We start from the raw sequence: 21,313 nt of genomic DNA on the forward strand, positions 1-21,313 counted from the left end.
CCGACGGGACACACCCCGTCGGCCCGTCGCGTTGTCGGTGGCACCCGATAGCCTGCACAAACAGGTGAGCGAGAGGGAGGGCGCGTGCGCGTACTGGGGGTGGACCCGGGACTGACCCGGTGCGGTGTGGGCGTGGTCGAGGGCGTCGCCGGACGGCCGCTCACCATGATCGGCGTCGGCGTCGTCCGGACCCCCGCCGACGCGGACCTCGGCCACCGCCTGGTCGCCATCGAGCAGGGCATCGAGCAGTGGCTGGACGATCACCGGCCGGAATTCGTCGCCGTGGAGCGCGTCTTCAGCCAGCACAACGTCCGTACGGTGATGGGCACCGCCCAGGCCAGCGCCGTCGCCATGCTCTGTGCCGCCCGCCGCGGCATCCCCGTCGCCCTGCACACCCCGAGCGAGGTCAAGGCCGCCGTCACCGGCAGCGGCCGGGCCGACAAGGCCCAGGTGGGCGCGATGGTGACCCGCCTGCTGCGGCTCAGCGCACCGCCCAAGCCCGCCGACGCGGCCGACGCCCTCGCCCTCGCCATCTGCCACATCTGGCGCGCCCCCGCGCAGAACCGACTCCAGCAGGCCGTCGCCCTGCACACATCGAAAGGCCGTACGGCATGATCGCCTTCGTCAGCGGCACGGTCGCCGCGCTCGCCCCCGACGCAGCGGTCGTCGAGGTCGGCGGCGTCGGCATGGCCGTCCAGTGCACGCCGAACACGCTGTCCACGCTCCGCATGGGCCAGTCCGCCAAGCTGCACACGTCCCTGGTCGTGCGCGAGGACTCGCTCACGCTGTACGGCTTCGCGGACGACGACGAGCGGCAGGTCTTCGAGCTGCTCCAGACGGCCAGCGGTGTCGGCCCCAGGCTGGCCCAGGCCATGCTCGCCGTGCACAGCCCGGACGCCCTGCGCCGGGCCGTCTCCACCGGCGACGAGAAAGCCCTCACGGCCGTCCCCGGCATCGGCAAGAAGGGCGCCCAGAAACTGCTCCTGGAGCTGAAGGACCGACTCGGCGCGCCGGTCGGCGCACCCTCCGTCGGCGCGCCGGTCAGCAGCGGCTGGCGCGACCAGCTGCACGCTGCCCTGATCGGCCTCGGGTACGCGACCCGGGAGGCCGACGAGGCGGTGGCCGCCGTGGCTCCGCAGGCCGAGGCCGCCGAGGGCACGCCCCAGGTGGGCCAGCTGCTGAAGGCGGCCCTGCAGAGCCTGAACCGCGCCCGATAGCCCGTACCGAGATTCCGAGGCACACTCCATGAACTGGGACGACACGACCGACGCCGATGCCGCCGAGCGGCTGGTGGGCTCCGTCGCCGACCGTGAGGACCAGGCCGTCGAGGCCGCCCTGCGCCCCAAGGACCTGGGCGAGTTCATCGGCCAGGAGAAGGTCCGCGAGCAGCTCGACCTCGTCCTGCGCGCCGCCCGCGCGCGGGGCGCCACCGCCGACCACGTACTGCTCTCCGGGGCCCCCGGGCTCGGCAAGACCACCCTGTCGATGATCATCGCGGCCGAGATGGGCGCCCCCATCCGCATCACGTCGGGCCCCGCCATCCAGCACGCCGGCGACCTGGCCGCGATCCTCTCCTCCCTCCAGGAGGGCGAGGTCCTCTTCCTCGACGAGATCCACCGCATGTCCCGGCCCGCCGAGGAGATGCTGTACATGGCGATGGAGGACTTCCGCGTCGACGTCATCGTCGGCAAGGGCCCGGGCGCCACCGCCATCCCGCTGGAGCTGCCCCCCTTCACCCTGGTCGGCGCCACCACGCGCGCGGGCCTGCTGCCGCCCCCGCTGCGCGACCGCTTCGGCTTCACCGCCCACATGGAGTTCTACGAACCGGCCGAACTGGAGCGGGTCATCCACCGTTCCGCGAACCTCCTCGAAGTCGAGATCGAGCCGGACGGCGCCGCCGAGATCGCCGGCCGCTCCCGCGGCACGCCCCGCATCGCCAACCGTCTGCTGCGCCGCGTCCGGGACTACGCGCAGGTCAAGGCCGACGGGCTGATCACCAAGGACATCGCCGAGGCCGCCCTCGCCGTCTACGAGGTGGACGCCCGCGGCCTCGACCGCCTCGACCGTGGCGTACTGGAAGCCCTGCTCAAGCTGTTCGGCGGCGGCCCCGTCGGCCTGTCCACGCTCGCGGTCGCGGTGGGGGAGGAGCGTGAGACCGTGGAAGAGGTCGCCGAGCCCTTCCTGGTCCGGGAGGGACTCCTGGCCCGCACTCCGCGCGGCCGGGTCGCCACCCCCGCCGCATGGGCGCATCTCGGCCTCACCCCGCCCCGCTCCCAGACTGCCGGAAACGGACAACAGGACCTGTTCGGGGCGTGACGGCGCCGTCACGGCTCCGGTACGGCGAGGCCAGTGGCCGGAGCAGGAACCCCGGTGCCATGCTGAGCGTTGTTCCATGCGCGCGGACTCGCTTAGACTCCGCCGATGCCGCCTTTGTCGGCGGCGTACACACCCCCAACCATCTGGCCGCTCACAGCGCGGTCGTGTGAAGGAAGTACCGACCCGTGAGTCTCCTGACCCTCCTCCCGTTCATCGTGCTCATCGGGGCCATGTTCCTGATGACCCGGTCGGCCAAGAAGAAGCAGCAGCAGGCCGTGGAGATGCGGAACCAAATGCAGCCCGGCAGCGGTGTCCGCACCATCGGGGGCATGTACGCCACGGTCAAGGAGGTCAACGAGGACACCGTCCTCGTCGACGCCGGCCCGGGCGTCGAGCTCCTCTTCGCCAAGAACTCCATCGGCGCCGTCCTCACCGACGACGAGTACAACCGCATCGTCCACGGCGTCGAGCACGACCTGAAGTCCGACGCCGACATCGTCCCGGACGACGCCTCCTCCCTCACCGAGACCGGCGACTCCGCCGTCGACGCCACCGCTGACGACAAGGCCGTCGACCTCGGCAAGAAGGACGCGGCCGAGGAGCCGGCCGACGACGCCCCGGCCGGCGAGGCGAAGACGGACGAAGAGCCGAAGAAGACCGACGGCGACTCCGAGGCGAAGTAGTCGCGTCCCGGGGTGCACGGGCCCGGCCCGCGCATCCCGGGACACGACCGGCTCGCACGGAGTCCCGACACCATGTGATGGCCGCCCGTCCGCCGATCCGGAGCGAGGCGGCCCGAGAGGGAGTACGAGAAGGTGGCCACACCTAAAAAGGGCCGGAGCGCGAGCGCCCAGAGCAAGCCGGGGCGCTCGCTGGCCCTGATTCTGATCGCCATCGCGGCGCTCACCGGTGGGATGTTCGCCTCAGGGCACACGAAGCCGCGTCTCGGCATCGACCTTGCCGGCGGTACGAGCATCACGCTCCGCGCGGTCCCCGAGGCCGGCAACGAAGCGGCGATCAACAAGACCAACATGGACACCGCCGTCTCCATCATGGAGCGCCGTGTCAACGGTCTGGGCGTCTCCGAGTCCGAGGTCCAGACGCAGGGCCGGGACAACATCGTCGTCAACATCCCCAAGGGCACGAACTCCGAGCAGGCCCGCAAGCAGGTCGGCACCACCGCCAAGCTCTACTTCCGCCCGGTCGTCGCCACCGAGGTGGCCGGCGGCGGTGGCGCGGCGAGCCCCTCGCCGAGCCCCACGGGAAGCCCCTCGGGCCAGCCGTCCGGCAAGGCCACCGACAAGCCCGAGGCCACCGACAAGGGCTCCGCCTCCCCGTCCGCCTCTCCCAGCACCCAGGGCCGCGCGGTCACGGACGCGCTGAAGGCCGACGCGACGCCGTCCGCGAGCGCCTCGGACAAGGCGAAGGCCAGCCCCTCCGCGTCCGGCGGCGCCGCGGGTGACGACCCGAGCAAGCTCCAGGAGCAGTACGCCAAGCTCGACTGCACCAACGAGAAGACGCGCTCCACCGTGGGCGACGGCGTCAAGGCCTCCCAGCCCACCCTGGCCTGCGGCAAGAACGCGCAGGGACAGTGGCAGAAGTACATCCTCGGCCCCGCCCAGGTCGACGGCACCGACGTCGACAAGGCCCAGGCCGTCCTGAACACCCAGACCGGTGCGGGCTGGACCGTCACGATGGACTTCACCGACGGGGGCGCCAAGAAGTTCGCGGACATCACCGGCAAGCTGGCGCAGAACCAGTCGCCGCAGAACCAGTTCGCGATCGTCCTCGACGGTGACGTGGTCTCCGACCCCTACGTGCGCCAGGCCCTGACCGGCGGCAACGCGGAGATCTCCGGCAACTTCACGCAGCAGTCCGCCCAGGAACTCGCCAACATGCTGTCGTACGGCGCGCTGCCGCTGACCTTCAAGGTGGACAGCATGACCACGGTGACCGCCGCGCTGGGCGGTGACCAGCTGAACGCCGGCCTGATCGCAGGCGCGATCGGCCTCGCGCTGGTCGTCATCTATCTGCTGGCCTACTACCGCGGCCTGTCGTTCATCGCGATCCTCTCGCTGCTGGTGTCCGCCGCACTCACGTACACGCTCATGGCCCTGCTCGGCCCGACCATCGGCTTCGCGCTGAACTTGCCGGCCGTGTGCGGTGCCATCGTCGCGATCGGCATCACCGCGGACTCGTTCATCGTGTACTTCGAACGCGTCCGCGACGAGATCCGGGAGGGCCGCTCGCTGCGCCCCGCAGTCGAGCGGGCCTGGCCGCGTGCCCGGCGCACCATCCTGGTCTCCGACTTCGTGTCGTTCCTCGCCGCCGCGGTGCTCTTCATCGTCACCGTCGGCAAGGTCCAGGGCTTCGCGTTCACGCTCGGCCTGACCACCTTGCTCGACGTGGTCGTCGTGTTCCTCTTCACCAAGCCGCTGCTGACGCTGATGGCCCGCCGCCCGTTCTTCGCCAACGGCCACAAGTGGTCCGGCCTCGACCCGAAGAGCCTGGGGGCGCAGCCACCGCTGCGCCGCACCCGCCGTCCCGCCGTCCCCGTCGACCCCAAGGAGGCCTGAGATGTCGAAACTCGGCAACCTCGGCGCCCGGCTGCACCGTGGCGAGGTCGGCTACGACTTCGTCAAGAACCGCAAGATCTGGTACGGCCTGTCCATCCTGATCACCATCACGGCCATCGTCGGCCTGGCGGTCCGCGGCCTGAACATGGGCATCGAGTTCGAGGGCGGCGCCGTCTTCAACACCCCGAAGAACACCAGCGCTTCGGTGTCCCAGGCGGAGGAGTACGCGGAACAGGCCTCCGGCCACGACGCGATCGTCCAGAAGCTGGGTGACGGCAGCCTGCGCATCCAGGTCGCCGGCATCGACACGGACGCGGCGAACACGATCAAGAACACCCTCGCCGACGACCTCAAGGTCGACTCGGAGCAGATCAACGCCGAACTGGTCGGCCCCAGCTGGGGCGAGCAGATCGCGAACAAGGCCTGGCAGGGCCTCGGCATCTTCCTGGTCCTCGTGGTGATCTACCTCGCGATCGCCTTCGAGTGGCGCATGGCGCTCGCCGCGTTCGTCGCACTGATCCACGACATCACCATCACGGTCGGCATCTACGCCCTCGTCGGCTTCGAGGTCACACCGGGCACGGTGATCGGTCTGCTGACCATCCTCGGCTACTCGCTCTACGACACGGTCGTGGTCTTCGACAGCCTCAAGGAACAGACGAAGGACATCACCAAACAGACCCGCTGGACCTACAGCGACGTCGCCAACCGCTCGATCAACAGCACCCTGGTCCGCTCCGTCAACACCACGGTGGTCGCGCTGCTGCCGGTGGCGGGCCTGCTGTTCATCGGTGGCGGTGTCCTCGGCGCCGGCATGCTGAACGACATCTCGCTGTCGCTGTTCGTCGGTCTGGCCGCCGGTGCGTACTCCTCGATCTTCATCGCCACGCCGCTCGTCGCCGACCTCAAGGAGCGCGAGCCGCAGCTGAAGGCCCTGAGGAAGCGCGTCCTGGCCAAGCGGGCCCAGTCCGCCGCCAAGGGCGAGACCGAGGTCCACGGCGACGACGAGTCCTACGAGAGTGAGCCCGAGGACGCCGCACCCGCGGTCGTCGGCCCGCGCAACCAGCCCGCGTCCCGCACTCGTGGGCGTGGCCGTCCCTCGGGGAAGCGCCGATGACCGACATCAGGGAGCTGCTGCTCAGCCGCATCAGGGACGTGGCGGACTATCCGCAGCCGGGCGTGATGTTCAAGGACATCACCCCGCTCCTGGCGGACCCGGCGGCGTTCACCGCGCTCACCGACGCCCTCGCCGAGATCGCCGAGCGCACCGGTGCCACCAAGATCGTCGGCCTGGAGGCCCGGGGCTTTATCCTCGGCGCCCCGGTCGCCGTGCGCGCCGGCCTCGGCTTCATCCCCGTACGCAAGGCGGGCAAGCTCCCCGGAGCCACCCTCGCCCAGGCCTACGACCTGGAGTACGGCTCGGCGGAGATCGAGGTGCACGCCGAGGACCTGTCCGCCGACGACCGCGTCCTGGTCGTCGACGACGTCCTCGCCACCGGCGGCACCGCCGAGGCATCGGTCCAGCTCATCCGCCGTGCCGGCGCCGAGGTCGCGGGTCTCGCCGTCCTCATGGAGCTCGGCTTCCTGAGCGGCCGGGCCCGCCTGGAACCGGCTCTGAACGGTGCCCCGCTGGAGGCGCTGCTCACGGTCTAGAAAGCCCGCGGCAGCCCGGTGAACACCGGCATGACACCGCGGAGGCGGGCCCGGAGAAATCCGGCGCCCGCCTCTCGCGTTTCTCGGGTAGACGGCCCTCACATTGGCCTGAAGGCGATCCTGGGGTCCAGGATGGCTACCATGGGGTCTCCGGAGCCTGACCGGGGGACCCGGATCGCGCACGAGGAGCCCTCTTGCCAGACGAGGCCCAGCACCTGACCGCCGCCAAGCCCGAGTCCGCCTCGGCAGCCGCGGCGAAGCCCGCGCCGAACGCGCCCCACGCGAAGAACGACACCCGCGGGCCGGTCGAGCGTGCCCAGTCGGCACCGGTCGACAAGCCGGCCGAGCAGTCGCGGCCCAAGCCCGTCCCGCCCCCGCCCGCCGTGCGCCAGTCCGGCAACCAGTCCGCCCGCACCGGCTCCTCCAACCGCGTCCGCGCCCGTCTGGCCCGCCTCGGCGTCCAGCGCGCGAACCCGTACAACCCGGTGCTGGAGCCGCTGCTGCGGATAGTGCGCAGCAACGACCCGAAGATCGAGACGTCGACGCTCCGCCAGATCGAGCGCGCCTACCAGGTCGCCGAGCGCTGGCACCGCGGCCAGAAGCGCAAGAGCGGCGATCCGTACATCACGCACCCCCTCGCCGTGACGACCATCCTCGCCGAGCTGGGCATGGATCCGGCCACCCTGATGGCCGGTCTGCTGCACGACACGGTCGAGGACACCGAGTACGGCCTGGAGGACCTGCGCCGCGACTTCGGCGACGTGGTCGCCCTGCTCGTCGACGGCGTCACCAAGCTGGACAAGGTCAAGTTCGGCGAGGCCGCGCAGGCCGAGACCGTGCGCAAGATGGTCGTCGCCATGGCCAAGGACCCGCGCGTCCTGGTCATCAAGCTCGCCGACCGCCTGCACAACATGCGCACCATGCGCTACCTCAAGCGCGAGAAGCAGGAGAAGAAGGCGCGCGAGACCCTGGAGATCTACGCGCCGCTCGCCCACCGCCTGGGCATGAACACCATCAAGTGGGAGCTGGAGGACCTCGCCTTCGCGATCCTCTACCCCAAGATGTACGACGAGATCGTCCGCCTGGTCGCCGAGCGTGCCCCGAAGCGCGACGAATACCTCGCCATCGTCACCGACGAGGTCCAGCAGGACCTGCGGGCGGCCCGCATCAAGGCGACCGTCACCGGCCGCCCGAAGCACTACTACAGCGTCTACCAGAAGATGATCGTCCGCGGCCGTGACTTCGCGGAGATCTACGACCTGGTGGGCATCCGCGTCCTCGTGGACACCGTCCGCGACTGCTACGCGGCCCTCGGCACGGTGCACGCGCGATGGAACCCGGTCCCCGGCCGGTTCAAGGACTACATCGCGATGCCCAAGTTCAACATGTACCAGTCGCTGCACACGACGGTCATCGGCCCCGGCGGCAAGCCGGTCGAGCTGCAGATCCGCACGTTCGACATGCACCGCCGCGCCGAGTACGGCATCGCCGCGCACTGGAAATACAAGCAGGAGGCCGTCGCGGGCGCCTCCAAGGTGCGCAGCGACGCCCCCAAGTCGTCCGGCAAGAGCAAGGACGACCACCTCAACGACATGGCGTGGCTGCGGCAGCTGCTGGACTGGCAGAAGGAGACGGAGGACCCCGGCGAGTTCCTGGAGTCCCTGCGCTTCGACCTGTCCCGCAACGAGGTCTTCGTCTTCACCCCCAAGGGCGACGTCATAGCGCTCCCCGCCGGTGCCACCCCGGTGGACTTCGCCTACGCCGTCCACACCGAGGTCGGCCACCGCACCATAGGCGCCCGGGTCAACGGCCGGCTGGTCCCGCTGGAATCCACCCTCGACAACGGCGACCTGGTCGAGGTCTTCACCTCCAAGGCGGCCGGCGCGGGCCCCTCCCGCGACTGGCTCGGCTTCGTGAAGTCGCCGCGGGCCCGCAACAAGATCCGCGCCTGGTTCTCCAAGGAACGCCGCGACGAGGCGATCGAGCAGGGCAAGGACGCCATCGTCCGCGCCATGCGCAAGCAGAACCTGCCGATCCAGCGCATCCTGACCGGCGACTCCCTGGTGACCCTCGCACACGAGATGCGCTACGCGGACATCTCCGCGCTGTACGCGGCGATCGGCGAGGGTCACGTCTCCGCGCAGAACATCGTGCAGAAACTCGTCCAGGCCCTCGGCGGCGAGGAGGCCGCCACCGAGGAGATCGACGAGTCGGTCCCGCCGGCGCGCGGCCGCAGCCGCAAACGCCGCTCCAGCGCCGACCCGGGTGTCGTCGTGAAGGGCGTCGAGGACGTGTGGGTCAAGCTGGCCCGCTGCTGTACGCCCGTGCCCGGCGATCCGATCATCGGCTTCGTCACCCGCGGTAGTGGCGTATCGGTTCACCGCAGCGACTGCGTGAACGTGGACTCACTCTCCCGTGAGCCCGAGCGGATCCTGGAAGTCGAGTGGGCGCCCACCCAGTCGTCGGTCTTCCTGGTCGCCATCCAGGTCGAGGCCCTGGACCGCTCCCGGCTCCTCTCGGACGTCACCCGCGTGCTGTCCGACCAGCACGTCAACATCCTCTCCGCGGCCGTCCAGACCTCCCGCGACCGCGTCGCCACCTCCCGCTTCACCTTCGAGATGGGCGACCCGAAGCATCTCGGCCACGTTCTCAAGGCGGTCCGGGGAGTGGAGGGCGTCTACGACGTCTACCGGGTGACGTCGGCACGCAACAGGTCGTGACAGGGCCGTGAGCGTCCATGACAGGTCACCGCAGTCGTAGCGACCACGCGAAAGGGGCCCCGTACACCGCGTACGTGGCCCCTTTCGTCCGGCTGCGGCTGATCAGCCTCCGAACTCCTGGAGGCCCTTCAGCGCCTGGTCCAGCAGCGCCTGGCGGCCCTCGAGCTCACGCTCGAGCTTGTCGGCCTTGGCGTTGTTGCCCTGCGCCCGGGCCTGCTCGATCTGGCCCCTCAGCTTGTCCACGGCGGCCTGGAGCTGACCGGTCAGACCCTCGGCACGCGCGCGTGCCTCCGGGTTGGTCCGGCGCCACTCGGTCTCCTCCGCCTCCTGGAGGGCCCGCTCGACCGCGTGCATACGGCCCTCGACCTTGGGCCGGGCGTCGCGCGGCACGTGACCGATGGCCTCCCAGCGCTCGTTGATCGTACGGAACGCGGCCCGGGACGCCTTCAGGTCCGTGATCGGCAGGAGCTTCTCGGCCTCCTCGGCCAGCTCCTCCTTGAGCTTCAGGTTCTCCGCCTGCTCGGCGTCCCGCTCGGCGAAGACCGAGCTGCGCGCGGCGAAGAAGACGTCCTGGGCGCCGCGGAAGCGGTTCCACAGGTCGTCCTCGTGCTCACGCTGGGCGCGGCCGGCGGCCTTCCACTCGGCCATCAGCTCGCGGTAGCGCGCGGCCGTCGCACCCCAGTCCGTCGAGTTCGACAGCGCCTCGGCCTCGGCGACCAGCCGCTCCTTGGTCCGCCGCGCCTCCTCGCGCTGCGCGTCCAGCTGCGCGAAGTGCTGCTTGCGCCGCTTGGAGAACGCCGACCGCGCGTGCGAGAACCGGTGCCACAGCTCGTCGTCGGACTTGCGGTCCAGACGCGGCAGACCCTTCCAGGTGTCCACCAGGGCCCGCAGCCGCTCACCGGCCGCCCGCCACTGGTCGGACTGCGACAGCTCCTCCGCCTCGGTGACCAGCGCCTCCTTGGCCTTGCGCGCCTCGTCGGACTGCTTCGCCCGCTGCGCCTTGCGCTCCTCGCGGCGCGTCTCCACCAGCTCGGTCAGCTTGTCCAGCCGGACCCGCAGGGCGTCCAGGTCGCCCACCGCGTGGTGCGCGTCGACCTGCTCCCGGATGTGGTCGATGGCGGCCTGGGCGTCCTTCGCCGACAGGTCGGTGGTCTTCACTCGCTTCTCGAGGAGGCCGATCTCGACAACCAGGCCCTCGTACTTGCGCTCGAAATAGGCCAGCGCCTCGTCGGGGGAGCCTGCCTGCCATGAACCGACGACCTGCTCGCCGTCGGCCGTACGCACGTACACGGTCCCCGTCTCGTCGACGCGGCCCCACGGGTCGCTGCTCACAGCGCCTCCTCCACATGATGCCTGCGAGGGGCCTCAGCACCCCCGGGCATCGTCCACAGTTTCGTCACGGCCAACATAGGCGACCGGCGGGGGGCGTGTCCGCATCCCGCGCGACCGAAATTACGCAGTTGAGGGTCAGGATTTGCTGACCGTGGCCTTGTTGATCACGACCGTCGCGTTGGGCGCCGTGTTGCCCGTCTGAGGGTCGGGAGCCTGGGCTCCGGCGTCGGCGATTTTCTTGAGGACCTTCATGCCCGCCTCGGACACCGTTCCGAACGGTGTGTAGTCGGGCGGCAGCTGACTGTCCTGATAGACGAGGAAGAACTGGCTGCCGCCGCTGTTGCGGCCCTGCTTCGTCTGGGCGTTGTACTGGTTCGCCATCGCGACCGTGCCCGCCGGGTACACCCCGCCCTTGAGGCTCTTGTCCTTCAGGTTCTCGTCCGGGATCGTGTAGCCGGGTCCGCCCATGCCGGTGCCCTGCGGGTCGCCGCACTGGAGGACGTAGATGTTCTGGTTCGTGAGCCGGTGGCACTTGCTGTGGTCGAAGTAGCCCTTGCCGGCGAGGAAGTCGAACGAGTTGACGGTGTGCGGGGCCGCCGACGCCTTCAGCGCGATGTCTATCTCGCCGCAGGTCGTGTCCAGCTTCATCGTGTACTTCGCCGACTCGTCGATGGCCAGCGCCGGTTCCTTCTTCCAGGTCTCCGACTTGACCTTGCCCGCGGCGGGCTTCTCACACGGGTCCGGGGCCTTGCTGGGCGAGGCGCTCGGGGTGACCTCCGCGCCCGCGTTCTCCGTCTTGCCGTCGTCCTCGAACGGCTTGGTCAGGTAGACCGAAACGGAGAGCACCACGACCACGCCGACAACCGAGGCGATCACGGAGTTGCGGATACGAGCCTTGCGTCGCGCATCAGTGCGTCGCTGCTGCTGCCGCAAGTACTTCTCACGGGCGAGCTGACGCCGCCGCTGTTCCTGGCTGACCACCGGGTTCTCTCCTCATGCGTCTCGAACGTCGACCGGTACGCGTGGGGCCTGTGCGCCGACCGCCTGCGTGTGCCCCGTACCGTATATGGGTTCGCTGAGGAATCGGCAGCGCCGGTAGGCTCTGACCGCAGCCGCAGCCGCCCGTATCGACACAACGAAGGACGATCGTGCTCATTGCCGGGTTCCCCGCCGGGGCCTGGGGGACGAACTGCTACCTCGTCGCCCCCGCCGCCGGTGAGGAGTGCGTGATCATCGACCCCGGCCATCAGGCCGCCGACGGCGTCGAGGAAACGATCAGAAAGCACCGTCTCAAGCCCGTCGCGGTCGTCCTCACGCACGGTCACATCGACCACGTGGCCTCGGTCGTCCCGGTGTGCGGCGCGCACGACGTGCCGGCCTGGATCCACCCCGACGACCGGTACATGATGAGCGACCCGGCGAAGGGGATCGGCCGTTCCATCGGGATGCCGCTCCTGGGCGAGCTGACCGTGGGGGAGCCCGACGACGTCAAGGAGCTGGCCGACGGTGCGAAGCTGGAGCTGGCGGGCCTGGAGCTGTCCGTGGCGCACGCGCCCGGCCATACCAAGGGGTCGGTGACCTTCGGCATGCCCGAGGCGGCGGACATCCCGCCGATCCTGTTCTCGGGCGACCTGCTGTTCGCCGGCTCCATCGGACGCACCGACCTGCCCGGCGGTGACATGGCCGAGATGCTCGACTCGCTGGCCCGCGTGTGCCTGCCGCTCGACGACTCGACCGTGGTGCTGTCCGGCCACGGCCCCCAGACGACCATCGGCCAGGAGCGCGCCACCAACCCGTATCTGCGGCAGGTGGCGGGCGGCCAGGGAGCATCTCCGGCTCCCCGACGAGGAATGTGACGAGACCTTCCGTGAGCACCTTCAAGGCCCCCAAGGGCACGTACGACCTGATCCCGCCGGACTCCGCGACGTTCCTGGCGGTCCGCGAGGCGATCGCCGCACCGCTGCGCAACTCCGGCTACGGCTACATCGAGACACCGGGCTTCGAGAACGTCGAACTCTTCGCGCGCGGCGTCGGCGAGTCCACGGACATCGTGACGAAGGAGATGTACGCCTTCGAGACGAAGGGCGGCGACAGGCTGGCCCTGCGCCCCGAAGGCACGGCCTCCGTCCTCCGTGCCGCCCTGGAGGCCAACCTGCACAAGGCGGGCAACCTCCCGGTCAAGGTCTGGTACTCCGGCTCGTACTACCGCTACGAGCGCCCCCAGAAGGGCCGCTACCGCCACTTCTCCCAGGTCGGCGCCGAGGCGATCGGTGCCGAGGACCCGGCGCTGGACGCCGAGCTGATCATCCTGGCCGACCAGGCGTACCGCTCGCTGGGCCTGAGCAACTTCCGGATCCTGCTCAACAGCCTGGGCGACAAGGAGTGCCGCCCCGTGTACCGGACGGCGCTCCAGGACTTCCTGCGCGGCCTGGACCTGGACGAGGACACCCTGCGCCGGGCGGAGATCAACCCGCTGCGTGTCCTGGACGACAAGCGTGAGTCGGTCCAGAAGCAGCTGGGGGACGCCCCGCTGCTGCGCGACTACCTCTGCGACGCCTGCAAGGCGTACCACGAGGAGGTCCGCGAGCTGATCACGGCGGCCGGCGTCGCCTTCGAGGACGACCCGAAGCTGGTCCGCGGCCTGGACTACTACACCCGCACGACGTTCGAGTTCGTCCACGACGGCCTGGGCTCCCAGTCCGCCGTCGGCGGCGGCGGGCGCTACGACGGCCTGTCCGAGATGATCGGCGGTCCCGCGCTGCCGTCCGTCGGCTGGGCCCTCGGCGTCGACCGCACGGTCCTCGCGCTGGAGGCCGAGGGCGTCGAACTCGAACTCCCCGCCACCACCAGCGTGTTCGCCGTCCCGCTCGGCGAGGAGGCCCGCCGGGTCCTGTTCGCCAAGGTCACGGAGCTGCGCAAGAACGGCATCGCGGCCGACTTCTCCTACGGCGGCAAGGGCCTCAAGGGCGCGATGAAGAACGCCAACCGCAGCGGCGCCCGGTACACGATCGTCGCCGGCGAACGCGACCTCGCCGACGGCGTCGTCCAGCTCAAGGACATGGAGTCGGGCGAGCAGACGGCGGTGGGCGTGAACGAGATCGTGGCGGAGTTGGAAGCACGACTGGGCTGAGCCACCGCTCCCGCCTGGGCGGCCTCGCCCCCTCAGCCCGTCCGGCGTTTGAGGACGAGGCCGTTCAGGCCGATGGGGCCCCAGGGGGCGGAGCCCCCTGGCGGGGTCGAAGGGGCGGAGCCCCTGGGGATGGGACGGGTAGGGGCGGCGGGGGCGAGACCCCTCAGTCCAGCCGCCCGCACCGCATCGCGCTCGTCACCGCCGCCGTCCGGTCGTCCACGCCCAACTTGCCGAAGACGCGCAGCAGATACGTCGTCACGCGACCAGAACTGCCGCCGGGCCGGCGGATCGAACCCGGTCGTCGGCTCGTCCAGAAGCAGCAGGTCCGGGCCGCCGATCACGCCGAGCGCCACGTCCAGACGCCGGCGCTGGCCCCCCGACAGCGCCTTGATCCGGCTGTCCGCCTTCGCCTCCGGACCGACCAGGCCGATGACCTCCTCCGGGTTGCGCGGCCGCGTGTAGTACCCGGCGAAGTGCCGCACGGTCTCCCGGACCGTCAACTCCGCGGGCGCCGATTCGTCCTGCCAGACGATTCCCACGCGTGAGCGCCACGCGCGCGTGCCGGTCGCCGGGTCCGACCCGAGCACGGACACCTCGCCCGCGTCCCGGGTCCGGTTGCCCTGGGGGGTCTCCACCGTGGTGCTCTTGCCCGCGCCGTTGGGTCCGAGCAGGCCGAACACCTCGCCCCGACGGATGCCCAGATCGATGCCGCCGACGGCGGTCACGTCCCCGTACCGCTTGCGCAGCCCCCGCACCTCCACGGCGAGGTCGTACCCCTGTGCTGTCATGCGACGAGCGTCGGCCGGAACGCAACCCTCAGGGACGACCTTGTGGACACGCTTATGTCCACTGAACGGTGGACACAGGCCCTCGTGCGGCAGAATGGCCCTGACCGAAGCAGTCCGGGTCTCAAGTGACGGAATCGGCGGGATGAGCAAGACGACAGTCAAGGACGTCTCCACGGAGCCCGAGCGGGAGCGCGCCGAGGTCGCGCCCCGCGCCGAGGGCGGCAGCCGGGCCCTCGCCCTGCTGCTGATGATCACCGGCGCGGCCGGACTGCTCGCCTCGTGGGTCATCACGATCGACAAGTTCAAGATCCTCGAGGCCAAGGTCGAGGGCAAGACGTTCACCCCCGGGTGCAGCCTCAACCCCGTCGTCTCCTGCGGCAGCGTCATGGAGAGCGAGCAGGCCGCCGTCTTCGGGTTCCCGAACCCGATGCTCGGCCTCGTCTGCTACGCCATCGTCGTCGGCGTCGGCGTGAGCCTGCTCGCCCGGGCCCGCTTCCCGCGCTGGTACTGGCTCACCTTCAACGCCGGCTGCCTGTTCGGTGTCGGCTTCTGCGCCTGGCTGATGTTCCAGTCCCTGTACCGGATCAACGCGCTGTGCCTGTGGTGCTGCCTGGCCTGGGTCGCGACGATCCTCATGTTCTGGTACGTGACGTCGTTCAACATCCGCAAGGGCTTCCTGCCCGCCCCGGCCTGGCTCAAGGGCTTCTTCGGCGAGTTCACCTGGGTCATGCCCGTGCTGCACATCGGCATCATCGGCATGCTGATCCTGACCCGCTGGTGGGACTTCTGGATGAGCTGAGCCGGGAGAGCACCAGGGCCCGGAGGGATTGTCAGTGCCGTGATTTAGGGTTTCTGACGTGGAGCCCGACCTGTTCACCGCCGCAGCAGAAGAACGCCAGGAGAAGGAGCCGTCCAGCAGCCCCCTGGCGGTGCGGATGCGCCCGCGCACCCTCGACGAGGTCGTGGGCCAGCAGCATCTGCTGAAGCCGGGCTCGCCCCTGCGCAGACTGGTCGGCGAGGCCTCCGGCCCGGCCGGTCCCTCCTCGGTGATCCTCTGGGGCCCGCCCGGCACCGGCAAGACCACCCTGGCGTACGTCGTCTCCAAGGCCACCGACGCCCGCTTCGTCGAGTTGTCGGCGATCACCGCGGGCGTCAAGGAGGTCCGCTCGGTCATCGACGGCGCCCGCCGCGCCTCCGGCGGATACGGCAAGGACACCGTCCTCTTCCTCGACGAGATCCACCGCTTCAGCAAGGCCCAGCAGGACTCGCTGCTCCCGGCCGTCGAGAACCGCTGGGTGACACTGATCGCGGCGACGACGGAGAACCCGTACTTCTCGGTGATCTCGCCCCTGCTGTCCCGCTCCCTGCTGCTCACCCTCGAACCGCTGACGGACGACGACATCAAGGACCTCGTCCAGCGGGCCCTGACCGACGAGCGCGGCCTCAAGGGCGCCGTCACCCTCCCCGAGGAGACCGAGAGCCACCTCCTGCGCATCGCCGGCGGCGACGCCCGCCGCGCCCTGACCGCCCTGGAAGCGGCCGCCGGAGCCGCCCTCGACAAGGGCGAGACGGAGATCGGCCTGACGACGCTGGAGGAGACGGTCGACCGGGCCGCAGTGAAGTACGACCGCGACGGCGACCAGCACTACGACGTCGCCAGCGCCCTGATCAAGTCGATCCGCGGTTCCGACGTCGACGCCGCCCTGCACTACCTGGCCCGGATGATCGAGGCCGGCGAGGACCCCCGCTTCATCGCCCGCCGCCTGATGATCTCCGCCAGCGAGGACATCGGCCTCGCCGACCCGAACGCGCTGCCGATCGCGGTCGCCGCCGCCCAGGCCGTCGCCATGATCGGCTTCCCGGAGGCCGCCCTCACCCTCAGCCACGCCACCATCGCCCTCGCCCTGGCTCCCAAGTCCAACGCCGCGACCACCGCGATCGGCGCCGCCCTGGAGGACGTACGCAAGGGTCTGGCCGGCCCCGTCCCCGCGCACCTGCGCGACAGCCACTACAAGGGCGCCACCAAGCTCGGCCACGGCCAGGGCTACGTCTACCCGCACGACCTGCCCGAGGGCATCGCCGCCCAGCAGTACGCCCCGGACGCCCTCAAGGACCGCGAGTACTACGAGCCGACCCGGCACGGCGCGGAGGCCCGCTACGCGGACGCGGTCGAGTGGACCCGGAAGAACCTCGGTCGAAAGCGGTCCTGAGCACCCTGTAAACTCGTTCGGAGTGCCGCGTCCCGTGCAGTCAGAACGGGACAGTCGGCCGGAGCCCGGTCCCCTGGGGATCGGCTCCAGGAGCGTCGCGCACCGTCGAAGGTGTCGCGGGCAGCCCACCACCCCTCGTCCTGCGGACGGGACCGGTCGGTGGGCCACTCGCGTGCTGCACGTATGTGCCCAGACCAGGGAGCGGCTGCCCGCCCCGTCCGCAGGGACGAGGAGGGTTTCCCCGGCTGCGGATGCGACCTCCCACAACCCTGACAAGCCGACACTAGGAAACGAGAAACAGTGGCGAACCAGTCCCGCCCCAAGGTCAAGAAGTCGCGTGCCCTCGGCATCGCGCTCACCCCGAAGGCCGTCAAGTACTTCGAGGCCCGTCCCTACCCGCCCGGTGAGCACGGCCGTGGCCGCAAGCAGAACTCGGACTACAAGGTCCGTCTGCTCGAGAAGCAGCGCCTGCGCGCGCAGTACGACGTGTCCGAGCGCCAGCTCGTCCGCGCCTACGAGCGTGCCTCCAAGGTCCAGGGCAAGACCGGTGAGGCCCTGATCATCGAGCTGGAGCGCCGTCTCGACGCCCTGGTCCTGCGTTCGGGCATCGCCCGCACGATCTACCAGGCCCGCCAGATGGTCGTCCACGGCCACATCGCGGTCAACGGCAAGAAGGTCGACAAGCCCTCCTTCCGTGTCCGTCCGGACGACGTCGTGCAGGTCCGCGAGCGCTCCAAGGAGAAGACGCTCTTCACGATCGCTCGTGAGGGTGGCTTCGCCCCCGACGGTGAGATCCCGCGCTACCTCCAGGTGAACCTCAAGTCCCTGGCGTTCCGCCTGGACCGCGAGCCGAACCGCAAGGAGATCCCGGTGATCTGCGACGAGCAGCTCGTCGTCGAGTACTACGCCCGCTGATCCCCGGCAGGCACGCGGTACTTCAGCCCGTCGTCTCCCCGCCCCTCCGGGCGGGCGAGGCGGCGGGCTTTCGCGAATCCGCCGTCGCCCGGCGGTAATCCGGTACGGAGCCGCAGCCCCGGCGCGATAGGCTCGTCGCACGACTTTTTCGATGTTCAGGCACGTTTTCAGGGAGCGGGTGCACACAGTGTCCGGTGGAGAGGTGGCCGGAATCCTGGTGGCCGTCTTCTGGGCGATCCTGGTCTCCTTCCTCGCCGTCGCGCTGGCGAGGCTGGCCCAGACGCTCAGGGCGACCACCAAGCTCGTGGCGGAAGTGACGGATCAGGCCGTCCCGCTGCTGGCCGACGCCTCCGCGGCGGTGCGCTCCGCGCAGACCCAGATCGACCGGGTCGACTCGATCGCCTCCGACGTCCAGGAGGTCACGTCGAACGCCTCCGCGCTGTCGACCACCGTCGCCTCCACCTTCGGCGGCCCCCTGGTCAAGGTCGCCGCCTTCGGCTACGGCGTGCGCCGGGCCCTGGGCGGCCGCAAGGAGGACGTGCCCGGCAAGGCGCCGAGGCGTACCGTGATCGTGGGCCGCACGGTCTCTCGGCGCAGCGCCCGAGGGAAGAGGGACTGAGAGCCAGCGATGTTCCGCCGTACGTTCTGGTTCACCACCGGCGTCGCCGCCGGAGTGTGGGCCACCACCAAGGTCAACCGGAAGCTGAAGCAGCTGACGCCCGAGAGCCTCGCCAGAACCGCGGGGAACAAGGCGCTCGAGGCCGGCCACCGGCTCAAGGACCGCGCGGTCGACTTCGCGCTCGACGTCCGCGACAACATGGCCCAGCGGGAGGCCGAACTGGGCGACGCGCTCGGGCTCAACGCCCCCGTCGACCCCGAACTCCCCGCACCCAGGCGGCACGCCGCCATCGAGAACCGCACAGAGCCGAAGACGTACGTCATCGACAACACGTCGTCCACGTACAAGAAGAATTCGTACAACCGGAATGAGGACCACTGATGGAGTCGGCTGAGATTCGCCGCCGCTGGTTGAGCTTCTTCGAGGAGCGCGGTCACACCGTCGTCCCTTCGGCGTCGCTCATCGCGGACGACCCGACTCTGCTCCTCGTCCCGGCCGGCATGGTGCCCTTCAAGCCCTACTTCCTGGGTGAGGTCAAGCCGCCCTTCGCCCGCGCCACGAGCGTGCAGAAGTGCGTGCGCACGCCCGACATCGAAGAGGTCGGCAAGACCACGCGGCACGGCACGTTCTTCCAGATGTGCGGCAACTTCTCCTTCGGCGACTACTTCAAGGAAGGCGCCATCAAGCTCGCCTGGGAGCTGCTCACCAGCCCCCAGGACAAGGGCGGTTACGGCCTCGACCCCGAGCGCCTGTGGATCACCGTCTACAAGGACGACGACGAGGCCGAGCGCATCTGGCACGAGGTCGTCGGCGTGCCGAAGGAGCGCATCCAGCGCCTCGGCATGAAGGACAACTACTGGTCCATGGGCGTCCCCGGCCCGTGCGGCCCCTGCTCCGAGATCAACTACGACCGCGGCCCCGAGTTCGGCGCCGAGGGCGGCCCCGCCGTCAACGACGAGCGGTACGTGGAGATCTGGAACCTCGTCTTCATGCAGTACGAGCGGGGCGAGGGGACCGGCAAGGACAACTTCGAGATCCTCGGCGACCTGCCCAGCAAGAACATCGACACCGGCCTCGGCCTCGAGCGCCTCGCCATGATTCTGCAGGGCGTGCAGAACATGTACGAGATCGACACCTCGATGGCCGTCATCGACAAGGCCACCGAGCTGACCGGCGTCCGCTACGGCGACGCCCACTCCTCGGACGTGGCCCTGCGCGTGGTCACCGACCACATGCGCACCGCCACCATGCTCATCGGCGACGGCGTCACCCCGGGCAACGAGGGCCGCGGCTACGTGCTGCGCCGCATCATGCGCCGCGCCATCCGCAACATGCGCCTGCTCGGCGCCACCGGCCCGGTCGTCAAGGACCTGATCGACGTCGTCATCGGCATGATGGGCCAGCAGTACCCCGAGCTCATCACCGACCGCGAGCGGATCGAGAAGGTCGCCCTCGCCGAGGAGAACGCCTTCCTCAAGACGCTGAAGGCCGGCACCAACATCCTCGACACGGCCGTCAGCGACACCAAGGCCGACGGCTCCACCGTGCTGCCCGGCGACAAGGCCTTCCTGCTCCACGACACCTGGGGCTTCCCGATCGACCTCACCCTGGAGATGGCCGCCGAGCAGGGCCTGTCCGTGGACGAGGACGGTTTCCGCCGCCTGATGAAGGAGCAGCGGGAGCGCGCCAAGGCCGACGCCCAGTCCAAGAAGACCGGCCACGCCGACCTCGGTGCCTACCGCGAGATCGCCGACCGGGCCGGTGCCACCGACTTCATCGGCTACACCGACACCGAGGGCGAGTCCACGGTCGTCGGCATCCTGGTCGACGGCGTCTCCTCCCCGGCCGCCACCGAGGGCGACGAGGTCGAGATCGTCCTCGACCGCACCCCGTTCTACGCCGAGGGCGGCGGACAGATCGGCGACACCGGCAAGATCAAGACCGACTCCGGTGCCGTCATCGAGGTCCGCGACTGCCAGAAGCCGGTCCCGGGTGTCTACGTGCACAAGGGCGTCGTCCAGGTCGGCGAGGTCACCGTCGGCGCCAAGGCCCACTCCGCCATCGACGACCGACGCCGCAAGGCCATCGCCCGCGCCCACTCGGCCACGCACCTGACCCACCAGGCCCTGCGCGACGCCCTCGGCCCGACGGCCGCCCAGGCCGGTTCCGAGAACCAGCCCGGCCGCTTCCGCTTCGACTTCGGCTCCCCGTCCGCCGTTCCGACGGCCGTGATGACCGACGTCGAGCAGAAGATCAACGAGGTGCTCGCCCGCGACCTGGACGTCCGCGCCGACGTCATGGGCATCGACGAGGCCAAGAAGCAGGGTGCCATCGCCGAGTTCGGCGAGAAGTACGGCGAGCGCGTGCGCGTCGTGACCATCGGCGACTTCTCCAAGGAACTGTGCGGCGGCACGCACGTGCACAACACCGCCCAGCTCGGCCTGGTGAAGCTGCTCGGCGAATCGTCCATCGGCTCCGGTGTCCGCCGTATCGAGGCCTTGGTCGGTGTCGACGCCTACAACTTCCTCGCCCGGGAGCACACGGTCGTCGCCCAGCTCCAGGAGCTGATCAAGGGCCGCCCGGAGGAGCTCCCGGAGAAGGTCTCCGCCATGCTCGGCAAGCTGAAGGACGCCGAGAAGGAGATCGAGAAGTTCCGCGCCGAGAAGGTCCTCCAGGCCGCCGCCGGTCTCGCGGAGTCCGCCAAGGACGTCCGTGGCGTTGCTGTCGTGACCGGTCAGGTCCCGGACGGCACCACCGCCGACGACCTGCGCAAGCTGGTGCTCGACGTGCGTGGACGCATCCAGGGCGGACGAGCCGCCGTGGTCGCCCTGTTCGCGGTGGCGAACGGCAAGCCGCTGACGGTCATCGCCACCAACGAGGCCGCCCGCGAGCGCGGCCTGAAGGCCGGCGACCTGGTCCGTACGGCTGCCAAGACCCTCGGCGGCGGCGGTGGCGGCAAGCCGGACGTCGCCCAGGGCGGCGGCCAGAACCCGGCCGCGATCGGCGACGCCGTGGACGCCGTCGAGCGCCTGGTCGCCGAGACGGCCAAGTAAG

General features: G+C 70.0%; 19 protein-coding genes. 16 read left to right on the plus strand and 3 right to left on the minus strand.

Translation table 11 applies throughout. The annotated features are described in order from the left end of the window. Positions 1-84: 84 nt before the first annotated feature. The 8 genes from ruvC (at position 85) to relA (ending at position 9,265) form a co-directional block, all read left to right on the plus strand. Positions 85-615 (plus strand): crossover junction endodeoxyribonuclease RuvC, encoded by a 531-nt coding sequence (gene ruvC, locus ABFX81_RS30150; protein ID WP_086841037.1) that lies wholly within the window; start codon positions 85-87, stop codon positions 613-615. Further along, positions 612-1,217: a Holliday junction branch migration protein RuvA gene (gene ruvA, locus ABFX81_RS30155; protein WP_086841039.1), complete on the plus strand. Its 606-nt coding sequence runs from the start codon at positions 612-614 to the stop codon at positions 1,215-1,217. The genes ruvC and ruvA overlap by 4 nt, the downstream gene beginning before the upstream one ends. 28 nt (positions 1,218-1,245) lie before the next feature. After that, entirely contained in the window at positions 1,246-2,316 is a 1,071-nt protein-coding gene (gene ruvB, locus ABFX81_RS30160; RefSeq protein ID WP_346138929.1) for a Holliday junction branch migration DNA helicase RuvB, read from the plus strand. Between the two features lie 185 nt (positions 2,317-2,501). Continuing rightward, positions 2,502-2,999, plus strand: coding sequence for a preprotein translocase subunit YajC (gene yajC, locus ABFX81_RS30165; RefSeq protein ID WP_086854248.1), 498 nt, complete (start codon positions 2,502-2,504; stop codon positions 2,997-2,999). 132 nt (positions 3,000-3,131) lie between these two features. After that, on the plus strand, positions 3,132-4,892 hold the full coding sequence (gene secD, locus ABFX81_RS30170; RefSeq protein WP_086854247.1) for a protein translocase subunit SecD: 1,761 nt from the start codon (positions 3,132-3,134) through the stop codon (positions 4,890-4,892). Between the two features lies 1 nt (position 4,893). After that, on the plus strand, positions 4,894-6,009 hold the full coding sequence (secF, locus tag ABFX81_RS30175) for a protein translocase subunit SecF (RefSeq protein ID WP_086854246.1): 1,116 nt from the start codon (positions 4,894-4,896) through the stop codon (positions 6,007-6,009). Continuing rightward, a complete protein-coding gene (locus tag ABFX81_RS30180; RefSeq protein ID WP_086601133.1) occupies positions 6,006-6,545 on the plus strand; it encodes an adenine phosphoribosyltransferase in 540 nt (179 codons plus the stop codon). Before secF ends, ABFX81_RS30180 begins: the two co-directional genes overlap by 4 nt. 194 nt (positions 6,546-6,739) lie before the next feature. Continuing rightward, on the plus strand, positions 6,740-9,265 hold the full coding sequence (relA, locus tag ABFX81_RS30185) for a GTP pyrophosphokinase (RefSeq protein ID WP_346138930.1): 2,526 nt from the start codon (positions 6,740-6,742) through the stop codon (positions 9,263-9,265). Positions 9,266-9,367: 102 nt separating this feature from the next. Here relA and ABFX81_RS30190 read toward each other — a convergent pair whose 3' ends face one another. Together ABFX81_RS30190 and ABFX81_RS30195 are read right to left on the minus strand one after the other, a co-directional pair. Beyond that, positions 9,368-10,597 (minus strand): DUF349 domain-containing protein, encoded by a 1,230-nt coding sequence (locus ABFX81_RS30190; protein ID WP_086846433.1) that lies wholly within the window; start codon positions 10,595-10,597, stop codon positions 9,368-9,370. Positions 10,598-10,732: 135 nt separating this feature from the next. Then, positions 10,733-11,578: a peptidylprolyl isomerase gene (locus ABFX81_RS30195; RefSeq protein ID WP_086846431.1), complete on the minus strand. Its 846-nt coding sequence runs from the start codon at positions 11,576-11,578 to the stop codon at positions 10,733-10,735. A gap of 167 nt (positions 11,579-11,745) precedes the next feature. Here ABFX81_RS30195 and ABFX81_RS30200 point away from each other — a divergent pair, with 167 nt between their 5' ends. Next, positions 11,746-12,453, plus strand: coding sequence for an MBL fold metallo-hydrolase (locus ABFX81_RS30200; RefSeq protein WP_086846429.1), 708 nt, complete (start codon positions 11,746-11,748; stop codon positions 12,451-12,453). Positions 12,454-12,464: 11 nt separating this feature from the next. Next, entirely contained in the window at positions 12,465-13,727 is a 1,263-nt protein-coding gene (hisS, locus tag ABFX81_RS30205) for a histidine--tRNA ligase (RefSeq protein ID WP_086846427.1), read from the plus strand. Between the two features lie 32 nt (positions 13,728-13,759). Here hisS and ABFX81_RS30210 read toward each other — a convergent pair whose 3' ends face one another. Further along, on the minus strand, positions 13,760-14,515 hold the full coding sequence (locus ABFX81_RS30210; RefSeq protein ID WP_346138931.1) for an ABC transporter ATP-binding protein: 756 nt from the start codon (positions 14,513-14,515) through the stop codon (positions 13,760-13,762). Between the two features lie 142 nt (positions 14,516-14,657). Here ABFX81_RS30210 and ABFX81_RS30215 point away from each other — a divergent pair, with 142 nt between their 5' ends. From ABFX81_RS30215 to alaS, 6 genes are all read left to right on the plus strand, one after another. Then, on the plus strand, positions 14,658-15,314 hold the full coding sequence (locus tag ABFX81_RS30215) for a vitamin K epoxide reductase family protein (protein ID WP_086855481.1): 657 nt from the start codon (positions 14,658-14,660) through the stop codon (positions 15,312-15,314). A gap of 58 nt (positions 15,315-15,372) precedes the next feature. Next, the gene (locus ABFX81_RS30220) at positions 15,373-16,725 is read left to right on the plus strand and encodes an AAA family ATPase (protein WP_086855480.1); all 1,353 of its coding nucleotides are present in this window, start codon (positions 15,373-15,375) and stop codon (positions 16,723-16,725) included. Between the two features lie 300 nt (positions 16,726-17,025). Then, a complete protein-coding gene (gene rpsD, locus ABFX81_RS30225) occupies positions 17,026-17,640 on the plus strand; it encodes a 30S ribosomal protein S4 (protein WP_062925769.1) in 615 nt (204 codons plus the stop codon). Positions 17,641-17,818: 178 nt separating this feature from the next. Continuing rightward, a complete protein-coding gene (locus tag ABFX81_RS30230) occupies positions 17,819-18,259 on the plus strand; it encodes a DUF948 domain-containing protein (RefSeq protein ID WP_086855479.1) in 441 nt (146 codons plus the stop codon). 9 nt (positions 18,260-18,268) lie between these two features. After that, positions 18,269-18,640 (plus strand): hypothetical protein, encoded by a 372-nt coding sequence (locus ABFX81_RS30235; RefSeq protein ID WP_086855478.1) that lies wholly within the window; start codon positions 18,269-18,271, stop codon positions 18,638-18,640. Beyond that, positions 18,640-21,312, plus strand: coding sequence for an alanine--tRNA ligase (alaS, locus tag ABFX81_RS30240; protein WP_086855477.1), 2,673 nt, complete (start codon positions 18,640-18,642; stop codon positions 21,310-21,312). The genes ABFX81_RS30235 and alaS overlap by 1 nt, the downstream gene beginning before the upstream one ends. Position 21,313 lies beyond the last annotated feature (1 nt).

The sequence above is a fragment of the Streptomyces coeruleofuscus genome, from assembly GCF_039532725.1.
Lineage (GTDB): Bacteria > Actinomycetota > Actinomycetes > Streptomycetales > Streptomycetaceae > Streptomyces > Streptomyces coeruleofuscus.

Coding starts and splice junctions, on each gene's coding strand:
- ruvA (WP_086841039.1), top strand. CDS start 612: ATGATCGCCTTCGTCAGCGGCACGGTCGCCGCGCTCGCCCCCGACGCA.
- ruvB (WP_346138929.1), top strand. CDS start 1,246: ATGAACTGGGACGACACGACCGACGCCGATGCCGCCGAGCGGCTGGTG.
- secF (WP_086854246.1), top strand. CDS start 4,894: ATGTCGAAACTCGGCAACCTCGGCGCCCGGCTGCACCGTGGCGAGGTC.
- ABFX81_RS30180 (WP_086601133.1), top strand. CDS start 6,006: ATGACCGACATCAGGGAGCTGCTGCTCAGCCGCATCAGGGACGTGGCG.
- ABFX81_RS30210 (WP_346138931.1), bottom strand. CDS start 14,515: ATGACAGCACAGGGGTACGACCTCGCCGTGGAGGTGCGGGGGCTGCGC.
- ABFX81_RS30215 (WP_086855481.1), top strand. CDS start 14,658: ATGAGCAAGACGACAGTCAAGGACGTCTCCACGGAGCCCGAGCGGGAG.
- ABFX81_RS30235 (WP_086855478.1), top strand. CDS start 18,269: ATGTTCCGCCGTACGTTCTGGTTCACCACCGGCGTCGCCGCCGGAGTG.
- alaS (WP_086855477.1), top strand. CDS start 18,640: ATGGAGTCGGCTGAGATTCGCCGCCGCTGGTTGAGCTTCTTCGAGGAG.